This window comes from Amycolatopsis sp. CA-126428, assembly GCF_002904335.1.
Taxonomy (GTDB): domain Bacteria; phylum Actinomycetota; class Actinomycetes; order Mycobacteriales; family Pseudonocardiaceae; genus Amycolatopsis.
The window spans coordinates 1-14,096 of sequence record NZ_PPHF01000133.1 but is presented as its reverse complement, the minus strand read 5'-3'; the positions used below and the strand labels follow the sequence as shown (position 1 = coordinate 14,096).

Annotated in this window: 8 protein-coding genes and 1 pseudogene; 4 read left to right on the top strand and 5 right to left on the bottom strand. The window is 71.4% G+C overall.

Going from position 1 to position 14,096, the window contains the following annotated elements; translation table 11 throughout:
- Nucleotides 1-37: 37 nt before the first annotated feature.
- The 5 genes from C2L58_RS32160 to C2L58_RS32140 all read right to left on the bottom strand — a co-directional run bounded on the left by C2L58_RS32160 (nt 38) and on the right by C2L58_RS32140 (nt 6,341).
- Nucleotides 38-949 carry a glycosyltransferase family 2 protein gene (locus tag C2L58_RS32160; RefSeq protein ID WP_233226059.1) on the bottom strand — a complete coding sequence of 304 codons (912 nt, stop codon included), beginning with the start codon at nt 947-949 and terminating at the stop codon, nt 38-40.
- Nucleotides 934-2,571: a glycosyltransferase family 4 protein gene (locus tag C2L58_RS32155; protein ID WP_233226058.1), complete on the bottom strand. Its 1,638-nt coding sequence runs from the start codon at nt 2,569-2,571 to the stop codon at nt 934-936. Before C2L58_RS32155 ends, C2L58_RS32160 begins: the two co-directional genes overlap by 16 nt.
- 558 nt (nt 2,572-3,129) lie before the next feature.
- Complete coding sequence (locus tag C2L58_RS32150; protein ID WP_103341423.1) at nt 3,130-3,714, bottom strand: TIGR00730 family Rossman fold protein; 585 nt, start codon at nt 3,712-3,714, stop codon at nt 3,130-3,132.
- Nucleotides 3,714-4,499: a TIGR00730 family Rossman fold protein gene (locus C2L58_RS32145; protein WP_103341422.1), complete on the bottom strand. Its 786-nt coding sequence runs from the start codon at nt 4,497-4,499 to the stop codon at nt 3,714-3,716. The genes C2L58_RS32150 and C2L58_RS32145 overlap by 1 nt, the downstream gene beginning before the upstream one ends.
- A gap of 9 nt (nt 4,500-4,508) precedes the next feature.
- On the bottom strand, nt 4,509-6,341 hold the full coding sequence (locus tag C2L58_RS32140) for a glycoside hydrolase family 9 protein (protein WP_103341421.1): 1,833 nt from the start codon (nt 6,339-6,341) through the stop codon (nt 4,509-4,511).
- Nucleotides 6,342-6,460: 119 nt separating this feature from the next.
- Between C2L58_RS32140 and C2L58_RS32135 the strand changes: the two genes are divergently transcribed.
- The 4 genes and pseudogenes from C2L58_RS32135 to C2L58_RS32115 form a co-directional block, all read left to right on the top strand.
- Nucleotides 6,461-7,744 (top strand): helix-turn-helix domain-containing protein, encoded by a 1,284-nt coding sequence (locus C2L58_RS32135; RefSeq protein WP_233226057.1) that lies wholly within the window; start codon nt 6,461-6,463, stop codon nt 7,742-7,744.
- A gap of 428 nt (nt 7,745-8,172) precedes the next feature.
- On the top strand, nt 8,173-10,194 hold the full coding sequence (locus C2L58_RS32125; protein ID WP_103341419.1) for a M4 family metallopeptidase: 2,022 nt from the start codon (nt 8,173-8,175) through the stop codon (nt 10,192-10,194).
- A gap of 77 nt (nt 10,195-10,271) precedes the next feature.
- Nucleotides 10,272-11,537, top strand: coding sequence for a helix-turn-helix domain-containing protein (locus C2L58_RS32120; RefSeq protein ID WP_103341418.1), 1,266 nt, complete (start codon nt 10,272-10,274; stop codon nt 11,535-11,537).
- Between the two features lie 308 nt (nt 11,538-11,845).
- Nucleotides 11,846-14,096 (top strand): annotated as a pseudogene (locus C2L58_RS32115) (M4 family metallopeptidase); the annotation flags it as partial.

The following is a 14,096-nucleotide window of genomic DNA, read 5'->3' as shown; positions in this document are numbered from 1 at the left end:
GCGACAACGGCCGCGGTGGCGGATCCGGGCTGGGGCGTCAGAGCACCGAGCGCGGCAACGTGGGCTTCGGGTCGAACTTCACACCGCGCAGCAGGCTCTTCACGATGCGCAGCCGCAGCGCGCGGGAAACGTGTCCCTGGGCCATGCCCCGGAGCACGCGGACGGCGAACCCGGCGGCCGCGAACGGGTTCTCGTGGTGCAGCCGGTAGGAAAGCTCGTTGCGGGCGCCGTACTCGTACTTCCAGACGTTCTGGTGGTTGATCTGGCCGAAGTTCACCCCGCGGTTCTCCGGGAGGTCGTGCACGACGACGCTGGTCAGCACCTGGACGCCGGGCGCGGCCTTCGAGATGCGCAGGGTGTACTCCATGTCGTCGAACCAGATGAAGTACTCGGTCAGCGGCAGCCCGAAGCGGGTCAGCGCCCAGCGCGGGACCAGCACGGAGACGAACGAGCAGTGGTTGACGAGCACCGCCTGCTGCCCGAGCGAGAGCAGCCGCCCCCAGTCCCAGGTCGTGCCGGGGTTGTTCATCTCGCAGATGCCGCCGTCGGTCCACTTCACCACGGAACAGGCGAAGGGCATCTGGTGGCCGAGGGTCTGTTCGGCCTTGTCGAGCCCGTTGACCAGCTCTTCGAGGGCGTCCGGCCGCGGGTAGCAGTCGTCGTCCATGATCCAGAGGAAGTCGGCACCCAGCTCGTAGCCCTTGGCCATGCCCGCCGAGAAGCCGCCGGCGCCGCCGGTGTTCTCGGACAGGCTCAGCACGGTGACCCGGGAGTCGGTCGCGTACGACGCGAGCAGTGCGTCGGTGCCGTCGGTCGACGCGTTGTCGACGACCACGACCCACTCGGGCGCATGGCTCTGGGCGAGGACGTGGTCGAGCACCTTGCGGAGCTTGTCCTTGCGGTTGTAGGTGACGACGACCGCGGCGACCTTGTTCACTGCTTCATCCACCCTTGGTACAGCTCCGTGGCCCAGGCGCTGGCCTTGGGCAGTTTGGCGAAGGCCTCGTTCTTGGTGGCCTGTTCCTCGAACCAGCGCTTGCGCTGCTCCGGCGAAGACATCATGGTCCGGATCTTCTCGGCCGCCTGGCGGACGAAAGCGTACGGGTGCCGCGGGCACAGGAGCCCGTCGGGGACCACCGACGCCTGCGAACCCACGTCGGCCGAAAGCACCGGGATCCCGGCGGCCGTGGCCTCGAAGGTGGTCAAGGTCAGGCCCTCGTTCTCCGAGGTGACCACCAGGACGTCGGACTCGGCCAGCGTATCCTTGACCGGGTGGTCCGCCGCGCGGACCTCGAGCACGTCGGTCAGGCCCAGCCGGCCGCGCAGGGCGTGCACCTCGTCCGCGAGCTCACCGTCGCCCTGGACGATGAACCGCACCGGGACCGGCGAGGACTTCTTGAGCTCGGCGGCGAGCTTCAGGAAGACCTGCGGCCGCTTCTGCTGGTGGAAGCGCCCGATGTAGGTCACCGTGAACGGCGTGGACTTCGCCTCGGCCTCGGGGGCGCCCGGGGTGATCCCGGCGGTGGTGGCGTTCGCGAGGGTGGCCAGGACCACCTTGTCCGCCGCGATGCCCTGCCGGTGGACGAGGTAGTCGCGCAGCTGCGGGGAGATCACGTGGTGCTGGTCGATCATCGCCGACACCTGGACGGCGTGGTCGACGAAACCGCCGGTCCGCCACTCGAGGACGTGCTGCGAATCGACGACCGGGACGTCCGGCCAGACCGACTTCACCCAGGACAGCCGGTCGTAGAGCCAGGTGTTGTGGTGCACGTGGATGCCGCGGATGTCGAAGGCCGAGAACAGCCCGCTGAACAACGCGGAATCGGTGCCCAGCTTGATCGGGTGGGTCAGCGGGATGATCACCGTGTCGTCGAACTCGGGCCGCGTGATCCACGGGTGGGCCGACTCCCGGTCGGTGATGACGATCGGGACGAAGCCGGCTTCCTTGGCCAGCTGGATGCAGTCCAGCGCCCAGCGCTCCGCGCCGCCGAGCTCGAGCCAGTGCAGGCCGAACAGGATGGCGGGCCGGGCGGTGCTGACCTGGCGGCGGTAGTTCGTGTTGCCGGCGACCGGCAGCCGCCGGGGCAGCTGCACCGAGCGCATGCGCCGCTCGACGACGTCGGTCCGCAGCTGACGCAGGTGGTCGTACTGGAACGGGACCCGCGACCGGAGCAGCTTCTTGGCCTTGCCGACCGGGCCGCTGAGCTGCTGGTAGCCGTTCTGCACCACCGGCTTGCCGCCGACGTCGATGACGAGGTCCTGCGTCCCGCTCGGCGCCGGTGCGCCGGCTTCGGGAGCGACCAGGCTGCGCACCACGACGGACCCGACCGACTCGCGGTCCTGGGTCCAGCCGATGTGCAGGCAGCGCTCGTCGGTCAGCGACGGGTAGCCCAGGTGCAGCGCCCGGACGACGGTCAGGCGCAGTGTCGCGCCGCGTCGCACCAGGGCGTGGTAGTTGGCCGCGCCGATGACCAGGCGGCGCTCACGCTCGTCGAGGGCGCCGTCCCCGACGAGACCCACCCCACGGTCTTCGACAACTTCGAAGGTCTCCGTCAGCAAATCGGTACTCACGCCCGCCCCATCAGTCTGTTTCCCTTTCGGAAAGCTCCGACCAACCACGAAACATTGCTGCTCCACGAAGCTGGTCGAAATCGGTTCCCCGGCTTCGGGCAAGCGCCGAACTGACCCCCGACGACGCTACGCAGATCCACACTATAGGGGTCAAAAGTCACCCATCTGCACGCGGGTTCCGGTTGCACAGGGTGACAGGAGATTGAGCTCACCAAACCAGGGAGATGTTACCGGAATCGACGGGCGTCTCGTTTCCGACTGGCGAACCAGGGGCCTGAGCACGCCCACCCGGTGCCGTCACCCCCGGCATCCGCAGGTCGGGAGGGGGCTGCTCGCCCGGACCCGAGGGTGCCGGCACCCGCTGCGCCACCGGCCGGGTCCCGGGCGGGCACTTTGTTGCCGTAGGACAACTTACGCAGATTTAAAGCGTACGAATTGCACAACACCGTTGCCGAAACACGATGGCAACCTCGGCGAATCACCGCCGCCGACGTCGCCCGCCGCGACCGGCCCGGGGACCTCCGGTTCCGGCACGGCCGGTGACGCCGGCCACGTCCGTCAGATCCCCGGCGCTTCCTTCGCCCACTTCGGCGGCGCGGGCGGCTCGTACGTCTCGAACCGGTCGAGCAAGGCGGCCGGGTCGGCGTCGGCGAGCAGGAGCTGCCGGTAGCCGTCCTTGACGAAGCCCTCGGCGACCATGTGGTCGGCGAACGTCATCAGGGGCGCGTAGTACCCGTCGACGTCGACCAGGCCGATCGGCTTGCCGTGCAGGCCGAGCTGGGCCCACGTCCAGACCTCGAACAGCTCCTCCAGGGTGCCCGCGCCGCCCGGCAGCGCGACGAAGCCGTCGGAGAGGGCCGCCATCTTGGCCTTGCGCTCGTGCATGTCCGCGACGACGTGCAGCTCGGTCAGCCCGGCGTGCGCGATCTCGACGCTGGTGAGCGCCTCCGGGATGACGCCGATCACCTCGCCGCCCGCGGCCAGCGCGGCGTCGGCGACCACGCCCATCGTGCCGACGCTCGCCCCGCCGTAGACCAGGCCGATGCCGCGCTGGGCCAGCAGCTTCCCGAGCGCGGCCGCCTGCTCGGCGTACCGCGGCGAGAAGCCCATCGACGACCCGCAGAAGACACAGATCCGCCGCATCAGTGCGTGTCCTCCCAGGCCTGGTAGGACTCCTGCACCACGCGGACGGCGTCGTCGATGTCGTCGGTGACGTGCAGCAGGTCCAGGTCGTGCGGACTGATCTTGCCCTCGGCCTGCACGGTCTTGGCGATCCAGTCGTAGAGGCCGCCCCAGTAGTCGCTGCCGAACAGCACCACCGGGAACTTCGTGACCTTCTTCGTCTGCACCAGGGTCAGCGCCTCGAACAGCTCGTCGAGCGTGCCGAAGCCGCCGGGCAGGCAGATGAAGGCCTGCGAATACTTGATGAACATCGTCTTGCGGGCGAAGAAGTAGCGGAAGTTGACGCCGAGGTCGACCCACGGGTTCAGGCCCTGCTCGAACGGCAGCTCGATGCCGAGCCCGACCGAGAAGCCGCCGGCCTCGGCCGCGCCGCGGTTGACCGCCTCCATCGCGCCCGGGCCGCCGCCGGTCATCACCGCGAAGCCGGCGTTGGCCAGCGCCCCGCCGATCTTGCGGCCCAGCTCGTACTCCGGGTCGTCGCGCTTGGTGCGGGCCGAGCCGAACACCGTGACCGCGCGCGGAACCTCGGCGAGCGCGCCGAAGCCCTCGACGAACTCGGCCTGGATCCGCAGCACGCGCCACGGGTCGGTGTGCACCCAGTCGCTGGGGCCGCGCGAGTCCAGGAGCCGCTGGTCGGTGGTGCTGCCCTGGTCACGGCGGTCGCGGCGCAGCACGACCGGGCCCTTGTGCCGCTCCACCGGGCGTTCGGGGTACTGGCCGTCCGGCCATTCAGACTGTTCACTCACTACGCCATGCTACGGCCTGCCCGCCAGCGAGAATGCGAGAAGCGCGGTGGCGGTGAAGTCGATGGCCGGCTCGTTGCTGGGCCATGAACTCAAGTCGTCGGCGTAGCGGCTTCCCTGCCCGTCGAAGGGTTCATACGGACGGGTGCATTCCTTGGCACCCGCCGGGAACGGCAGGTCGGCGAAGTTGCCCGCGCCGTTGGGGCCGTTCACGACCGCGCCGTAGAGCACTTTCGAAGGTCCGGCGAGGTTCGCGGCCTGGTGGTGCGGGCACTGCGGGAACGTCGTGCCGGCCCCGACCACGAACGAGACGCCCCAGGCGTTGGCCCCGAGGGTGAAGTTCCGTTGCCGCGCGCCGAACGCGGCGTACCTGCGGTCGCCGGTGACGCGCTCGTAGAGCCGCGCGGTCGCGGCGAAGCCGAAGCTCTTGCCGGCCGCGTCGAAATCGGTGACGTCCACCGCCGTCCCGAATGGACTCGTCTTCGCCGGCGCGACGCCGGAGTCGAGCTGGCGGCGGAGGTCGGCGGCCAGCTCGCGGACGTCGAGCGCCGCGCCCGGGACGCCGGTGCGCAGCAGGCCGGCCAGGTCGGCGTGGGCCAGCGCGCTGGTGTCGTAGAGGTTCAACGTGCTCGTGTCCCCGCTGCCGATGTAGGCCTTCGCCCACTTCGCCGCGTCACGGGCCCAGCCGTCGGCGCGCGGGTCGTGGAGACTCCGGGCGGCCAGCGCCAGCTGCGTCGCGCCCAGCTCCAGGTCGTCCTCCCACGACGATTCCGGGTAGTAGGCGTGCGGGAACGCCGTGACGAGCTCGCCGACGCCGGTCGTCCTGGCCTGCGCGAAGACGGCCGCCGCCTCGGCGAGGTAGTGGCGGGCGAGCCGCGGGTCCCGGCGGGCCTGCACCTGCGCGCCGAGCGCGAACGCCGCGGCGACGCGGCCGGCGAGGTTCGGGGACAGCGGCGCGCCCGCCGGGGCCGCGGGGAACACCGGGCGGTGCTTGACGAAGTAGGCCGGGTCGCCGGGCTTCACGTCGAGCGCGTCGTCGTCCTGCGGGTTGCGCCAGACGTCGTGGTCGCCGAGGAAGCCGAACTCCTCGCTGCCGGTGCCGATGCCGACCTGGGCGTAAAGGGTCCGGGTGCGGCCGTCCCACACCTTGTCGAGCCAGCCGAGGCCGAAGCGGACTTCCTCCGCCAGCACGGGATCGGGGTCCTCCCGCAGCGCGAACCCGAGTTCGGCCAGCGAATACGCGGTGTTGGAGGTGAACTTCACGAAGTCGCCGGCGTCGACCCAGCCGCCTTCGACGTCGACCGGGCCGCCCTGCGGCTTCAGGGGTTCGACGATCTCGTCGCCGCCTTCGCCCGCGAACTTCGGCTCCGCGTAGACGGTCGCCGTCCGGTCGGCCAGGTGCGACGGCTTGCGGTCGAGGCGGCCCGGGATGACGTCGTGGCCGTCGCGCTGGGCCTGGAAGAACTCGGTGGTGGCCCGCACGAGCGGGCGGAACAGCCGGCGCGCGGTGTCGATCCGGAAGGGCGGCGACGTCGCGCCCGCGGCCTTGACCCGGTAGGTGCCCGGTCTCTCCAAAGTGGACAGGTCGAGGTCGAACACCGCCGGGTAGCGGGCGTTCCAGGCGCCGAGGCTCGCGCCGGTGCGGCCTTCGCGGACGGTGCGGCCGCGTTCGTCGACGACGGTGAACGTGCCTTGCGCGCCGCCGAGCAGGTACGCGTGCTTCGCCTCGCCCAGCGCGTAGCCGACTTGGTCGACCCGCACCTCGGCCGGGGTCGCGGCCTCGGCCGGGGTCGCGGCGAGGGGCACCGCGAGCGCGGCCGCCGTCGCGAGGGGAAGCAGGCGCATGCTCGGTCTCCGCTTTGTTAGGAAAGTTTCCTATCTAGCGGAGGACGCTATCCCGGGCGGCCGGAAGCGTCAATATGTCCGTTTCCCCGGCCACCGCGCCGATGACCTACCGTGGGGAGATGACCAGTGCCCCCGCCGAACCGCTCGGAGCGCGGATCCGGCGGCTGCGCACCGGCCGCGGCTGGACCCAGCGCGAGCTGGCCGAGCCGGGCTACGACCGCGGCTTCCTGGCGAAGGTCGAGACCGGCAGCCGCCCGCCGTCGGAGGAGATGCTGGGCTACCTGGCGCAGCGGCTCGGGCTGACCGTCGACGAGCTGCGGTTCGGCCGTCCGCCCGGCATCGCCGCCGAGCTGCGCGCGGCGCTGGACGAGGGGTACCGCGACCTGGAGCAGGGCCGGATCGCCGACGCGGAGGAGCGGTTCGCCGCCGTGGGCAAGCAGGCCGCGGGCTACCACCTGGACGACGTCGAGTGCTACGCGCGGTTCTGCCAGGCCGAGGTGAAGTGGCAGCTCTTCGACGTCTCGGGGGCGCAGCGGGCACTGGAACACGCGGACGAACTGGCCGGCGCGGCGCCGCCGTGGCTGCGGGCGATGATCGTGCACCGGTGGGCGGGCTGCCGGTTCCAGAGCGGCGACCCGGGCCCGGCGATCGCGCGGATCGAGGCCGAGCTGGCGGCGGGGCCGGCGGACCCGGACGCCGAGCTGTGCCTGCTCACCGCGTTGATCCACCCGCTGATGGAGATGGGCGGCCTGCACCGGGCCCGCCGCGCGGCCGAGGACGGCCGGCGGCTGGCGCGGGCGGCGGCCCGGCCGGACTTCGTCGCGCGGTTCCACCGGCAGGCGTCGCAGGTGTGGCAGGCGACCGGCCGCGCGGACCGGGCGGACGAGGACCTGACCGAGGCGTGCCGCCTGTTCGCGTCGGTCGGGTTCGACCGCGACGCGGCCCGCTGCCGCTGGGCGCGCGGCTACCTCCTGCGTCACCTGGGCCGCCTCGACGAAGCCCGCGCGGAACTGACGGCGGCCCGCGACCAGCTGGCGGCGATCGGCGCGGACGAAGGCTTCGCCGGGGCGACGCTCGAGCTGGCCGAGGTCCGGCTCCGGCAGGGCGCGCCGGCGGAGGCCGCGACGCTGGTTTCCGAGGTCCGCGAGTTGCTGACCCGGGACGTCGAGTCGCTGGGCGAGGCGACGAGCCTGCTGGGCCAGATCGCCGCGGTCCAGGGCGACCCGGAGACGGCGACCCGGCTGCTGCGCCAGGCCTTCGAGATCCAGACCGGCGCGGCCCTGCACGGCGCCGCGGTTTCGACGGCCCTGCGGCTCGGCGACACGCTCCGACAACGTGGTCATCTCGACGAAGCCGTCGAGGCCTACCGCCGCGGCCTGGACTCGGCCGCCGGCGAGCCATAACCGTGTCGTCCCTCCAATCACGCGTGATGCCCCTCCAATCACGCGTGATGACCCTCTGATCACACGTGCTGCCCCTCCCAGCACCGGAACTCGTGTGCTCGAAGGCGGAACTCGCGTGATCGGGCGTGGAACTCGCGTGATTGGGAGGTCAACTCGCGTGATTGGCGGGTCGACACGGCGGACCAGCGGGGCCGGTGGTCCATAACGGACCAACTTTCCTACGAAAGTCTGTGAATTGGTTCAGACCAGTCCGCAAGATGGCCTCGACCTGCGGTTTTGCGCGAGGTCCCGTGATCGCGACCGGACCGCGCTGCTCCGTTCGGCCCATTGACCCGTCCGCGGACGGAACCTTTACTCGGACGCGTCCGGCGCAATAACAGCAGTTATTGCGCCGGGCACATTCCTCACGGTCCCCGGAAAGGTTCCCCATGAGATCCCCACGTGGGCTGGCGGCGATCGCCGGCCTGGCCCTGACGTTCGCGGTGCCGGCGATCCCGGCCGCCGCCGCTCCCGCACCTCCCGCCGCCACCCCGCCCGAGGCGCTCGCCGCCCGCGCCGCCGACCAGGCCGCCCTCAACGGCGCCGACCGGCTCGCGAAGGGCGCCGAGGAGGCCTTCGTCCGCACCGGGGTCACCCCGGGTGGCGGCGGGCTCTACTTCGCCTCCTACCAGCGCACTTACCACGGCCTGCCGGTCATCGGCGGCGACGCGGTGGTCGTCGCCGACGGCGCCGGGCGGGTGCGCGGCACCGAAGCCGCGCACACCGCCCCGATCACCGTCGGCACGCGGGCCGCCCTGAAGGCCGAGCAAGCGACGAAGGTCGCCGCCGCGAAGGTGTCGACAGTGGACAGGGTGGACACCCCGAAGCTCGTCGTGCTGGCCGGGGACGCGCCGACGCTCGCCTACGAGGTCGTCGTCAGCGGCCGCGACCAGGGTAAGCCCACCCGCCTGCACGTCTTCGTCGACAGCACCACGGGAAAGATCCTCGACACCCGCGACGACGTCCGCGAAGCCGGCACCGGCAACTCCTTCTACGCCGGCACCGTCTCGATCGACACCTCCGGCTCCGGCAGTTCGTACTCGATGACCGACCCCGGCCGCCGCGGCATCGCCTGCGGCCGCGAGGGCGGCTCGATCTTCACGAAGAGCAGCAACACCTGGGGCAACGGCTCCGGCACGGACCTCGAGACCGGCTGCGTCGACGTGCTCTACAGCGTCCAGACGGAGTGGAAGATGCTCGCCGACTGGCTCGGCCGCAACGGCATCGACGGGGCCGGCGGCGGGTTCCGCGCGAGCGTCGGCCTCAACGACGTCAACGCGTACTGGGACGGCTCCTCGACGCACTTCGGGCACTCGCAGGACAACCGCCGCCAGGCGACGCCGATGGACGTCGTCGGCCACGAGTTCGGCCACGCGATCTTCCAGACCACCCCCGGCGGCGCCGGCTCGGGCAACGAGAACGGCGGGCTCAACGAGTCCACCGGCGACATCTTCGGCGCGCTGACCGAGTACTACGCCAACAACCCGGTGGACCGGCCGGACTTCTCCGTCGGCGAGGGCGTCAACCTCGTCGGCCAGGGCCCGATCCGCTACATGGACAACCCGTCGAAGGTCGGCGACCCGAACTGCTACTCGTCGTCGATCCCGAGCACCGAGGTGCACGCCGCCGCCGGCCCGCAGAACCACTGGTTCTACCTGCTTTCCCAGGGCAGCGGCGCCAGCCCGACGTGCAACAGCTCGACGGTGAGCGGCATCGGCATCCAGAAGGCCGGCAAGATCTTCTACAACGGCCTGCTGAAGAAGACGTCGTCGTGGAACCACCGCGCGGCCCGCAAGGCCACCCTGGAAGCCGCGGTCGCGCTGTTCCCGGGCAGCTGCACCGAGTTCGCCGCCACCAAGGCCGCCTGGGACGCGGTGAGCGTCCCGGCCGTCAGCGGTGAGCCGACCTGCAGCGGCCAGCCGCCCGCGGGCAACGACTACTCGCTGACGCTGTCGCCGACGTCGGCGTCCGTCCAACCCGGACAGGCGGCGACCACCACGGTGACCACCCGGGTCACCTCGGGCTCCGCGCAGACCGTGCAGCTGCTGGCCACCGGCCTGCCCGAGGGCGCGAAGGCGACCTTCAGCCCGGCGAGCGTGCAGTCCGGCGGCACGTCGACGCTGACCATCACCACCTCGGCGACCACGCCGCAGGGCACCAGCCAGGTGACGGTCACCGGCGACGGCACCGACGCCGACCACACCGCGCAGTTCTCGCTCACCGTCGGCACCGGCACCCCGCCGCCGACCGGCTGCGACGGCCTCGCCGAGTGGGACTCCGCCAAGGCGTACGTGCCGAACGACGTGGTGGGCCACAACGGTCACAAGTGGACGTCGCTGTGGTACTCGACCGGGGCCGAGCCCGGCGCACCCGGCTCGTGGGCCGTCTGGAGCGACGCCGGCGCCTGCTGATCGATCACGCACCGCGCGGTGGTGGACGCCACCACCGCGCGGCTTACCCTGGACCTCCACGGCGGAAAGGCACCTGTGTGAGCGAGAGCGTCGGCGAACGCCTGCGTGAGCTGCGCACCGAACGCGGGCTCACGCAGCGCGAACTCGCCGGGCCGCAGTACTCCGCGGCGTACGTGTCGTCGGTCGAGACCGGCGCGCGGACGCCGTCGGGAGACGCGCTGCGGTTCTTCGCCCAGCAACTCGGCATCGACCCCGACGAACTGCTCGGCGGCCGGTCGCCGCGGGAGCTGATCGAGCTCGACCTCGAGCTGATCGAAACGGCGGACCGGTTCCTGGCCGGCGACGCCCGCCGCGCGACCCCGCGGATGCAGCGGATCCGGCGCCACGCCGAGCGCCTCGACCGGCCGCGGCAGGTGGGGATCGCGCTGCTGTGGCTGGCCGGGTACTCGACCGGCGACGTCCGCACCAAGTACGTCGCGGATGCCGAGACGGCCCTGTCGGGCGAGCCGCCGCCGGTGCGGGCGATGGTCGTGCCGCTGCGCGCGGCGGTGCTCACCGGGTGGGGTGAGGTGCAGTATTCGGTGCACCTGCTGGAAACCTGCCACGCCGAGCTGCTGCGCGACGGCTACCCGCAGCCGTCGATGCTGCTGACGCTGCGGGCCTGCCTGGCCGAGCGGCACCTGCGCCAGGGCGACCTGGAGCGGGCGGCCGAGTACGCCGATTCCGCGCTGCGGCTCACCCGGGGCGGCCCGGCGCTGCTCGCGGAGCTGACCCGCAGTCACGTCGAGGTGTGCCGCAGCCACCTGGCGGCGGACCGGTTCGCCGACGCCGCCGCGTCGGTCGCCGCGGCCTACGACCTGATGCAGGAACGGGCGCTGCACCCGGCGATGGCGTACTGCCTGCTGGCCAGGGCCCGGGTCCGCGGCCGGTCGGGTGACGTCGAGGGCGCGCTGGCCGACCTCGGGGCGGCGCGGGAAACGGCGTGGCCGGATGACGTCCCGGCCATCACCGTCGAGCTCGCCGCGGAGTACCTCGCGGCGGGCCGGGTGGAGACGGCGGCGGCGCTGCTCGACCAGGTCCGCCCGGCGGTCGTGGCGGGCACGGCGCTGGCCGCGGAGCTGCGGCTGCAGCTGGGTTCGCTGGCCAGGGCCCGCGGCGACGCGCGACGCGCGGCCGAGGACCTGCGGGCCGCCGTCGAGCTGGCCACCGGCCTGGGCGCGCGCGGGGTGCTGGTCCGCGCGCTGCGGCCGTTGAGCGAACTGCTCGGCGAGACCGGGAAGCAGGCGGAGGCGGCGGACGTGCTGCGGAACGGGCTCATCGCACTGGGCGCGGAAGACGGCTGAAGCGATTCACCAGCGGTACTAACGAATCCCGTTGATCGAGATCATCCGGCGTTCGGATGGTGTCACCGACAATCCCTACGAAAGTCGTTCCGGCGCGGAACGCGGCGCGAATCCCCTGCTGCGGCGGGGTTTGTACGAATTGATTCGATAATCCGGAACGTGCCGTTGGTCCGTTCGGCGCATTGACGCCCCGATCCGCTGATCCTTTACTCGGATGCGTCCGGACGCATACCTCCTGTTAGCACGCCGGACACCTCTCCCTTTCCCTTACCGGACCTCGATTCTGCCTTCATGGAAGGAAGACCTCGATGACCCATCGTGGGTTCAGCACGGGCTTGGCGGCTGCCGCCGGGCTCGCCATGACGCTCGCGTTACCGGTGACCCCGGCGAGCGCAGCTTCCCAAGCCCAGCCCGCCGCTCCCGAAGCGGCCGCCGCCCGCGCCGCCGACCAGGCGGCCGCCAGCGGTCTCGACGCCCTGCGCCGCGGCCCGGCCGAATCGTTCCAGCGCATCGGCCTCACCGCCGGTGGCGGTGGCCTCTTCTACGGCGCATACCAGCGCACCTACCAGGGCCTCCGGGTCGTGGGCGGGGACGCGGTGGTCGTCGCGGACGGCGCCGGGCGCGTCCGCGGCACCAGTGCGGCCGAGACCGCGGCCATCACCGTGGGGACCCAAGCCCTGGTCGACGCGGCGAAAGCCGCCGCCACCGCCCGCGCTCAACTGCCCACAGTGGACAGTGTGAGCACACCGGAGAAGGTGGTGCTGGCCGGGACGAGCCCGAAGCTGGCCTACGAAGTCGTCGTCGCCGGGCGCACCGCCACGGCACCGAGCAACCTGCACGTGTTCGTCGACGCGGCGACCGGTGCGGTGCTCGACAAGCGGGACGACGTGAAGACGTTCGCTTCCGGCGCGAAGGGCCAGGCGCAGCCCGCCACGGTGAACGTCGCCGGCACGGGCAACAGCTACTACGTCGGGAACGTCTCCATCGACACCACGCAGTCCGGCAGCACGTACACGCTGCGTGACCCGGGCCGCACCGGCATCAGCTGCGGCCGCGAAGGCGGCTCCGTCTACAGTGGACCGGACAACAACTGGGGCAACGGCTCCGGCACGGACCTCGAGACCGGCTGCGTCGACGTCCTCTACAGCGTCCAGACCGAGTGGAAGATGCTCGCCGACTGGCTCGGCCGCAACGGCATCAACGGCAGCGGCACCGGCTACCCCGCCAGCGTCGGCCTGGCCGACGTCAACGCCTACTGGAACGGCTCGTCGACGCACTTCGGGCACTCGCAGGACAACCAGCGCCAGGCCACCTCGATGGACGTCGTCGGCCACGAGTTCGGCCACGGCGTCTTCCAGTTCACCCCGGGCGGTGCCGGTTCCGGCAACGAGAACGGCGGCATGAACGAGTCGACCGGGGACATCTTCGGCGCGTTGACCGAGGCGTACGCGAACAACGCCAAGGACACCCCGGACTACGAGGTCGGCGAGGGCGTCAACCTGGTCGGCCAGGGCCCGATCCGCTACATGTACCAGCCGTCCAAGGTCGGGGACCCGAACTGCTACTCGTCGTCGATCCCGAGCACCGAGGTGCACGCCGCCGCGGGCCCGCAGAACCACTGGTTCTACCTGCTGGCCGAGGGCTCGAACCCGGGTGGCGGCAAGCCCGCCAGCCCGACCTGCAACAGCTCGTCGGTCACCGGCATCGGCATCCAGAAGGCCGGCAAGATCTTCTACAACGGCCTCCTGAAGAAGACCTCGTCGTGGAACCACAAGGCCGCCCGCAAGGCGACCCTCGAAGCCGCGATCGCGCTCTTCCCGGGCAGCTGCACCGAGTACAACGCCACCAAGGCCGCGTGGGACGCCGTCTCCGTCACCACCGCCAGCGGTGAACCGACGTCGTGCAGCGGCGGCGGGCCGGACTTCTCGGTCGCGCTGAACCCGGCTTCGGGTTCCGTGCAGCCGGGCGCCTCGGCGACCACCACGATCAGCACCGCGATCACCTCGGGCGCGGCCCAGTCGATCACGCTGTCCGCCTCGGGCCTGCCCGCCGGCGCGACCGCGACGTTCAGCCCGGCGACGATCTCCTCGGGCGGCAGCTCGACGCTGACCATCGCGACGACGTCGTCGACCCCGACCGGCAGCTTCCCGATCACCATCACCGCCGACGGGGCCAGCACCGACCACACCGCGACCTACGCCCTGACCGTCGGGACCACGTCGTCGTGCGCCCCGGTGACCAACTCGACCCGGCTGGACATCCCGGACTACCCGGGTGCCGCGGTCAGCAGCACCAGCACCCGTGTCCGGCTGTGCGCGCAACGCGTCCGGCACCACCAAGGTCGAGGTGCACATCACCCACACCTACAGCGGTGACCTGGTCCTCGACCTGATCGCCCCGGACGGCACCAGCTACCGCATGAAGAACTCCAGCAGCAGCTCGACGCCGAACATCAACACCACCTACACCGTCAACGCTTCTTCGGAAGCCGCGAACGGCGCGTGGAAGCTGCAGATCAAGGACGTCGGCCCGGCCGACACCGGTTACCTGTCCTCCTGG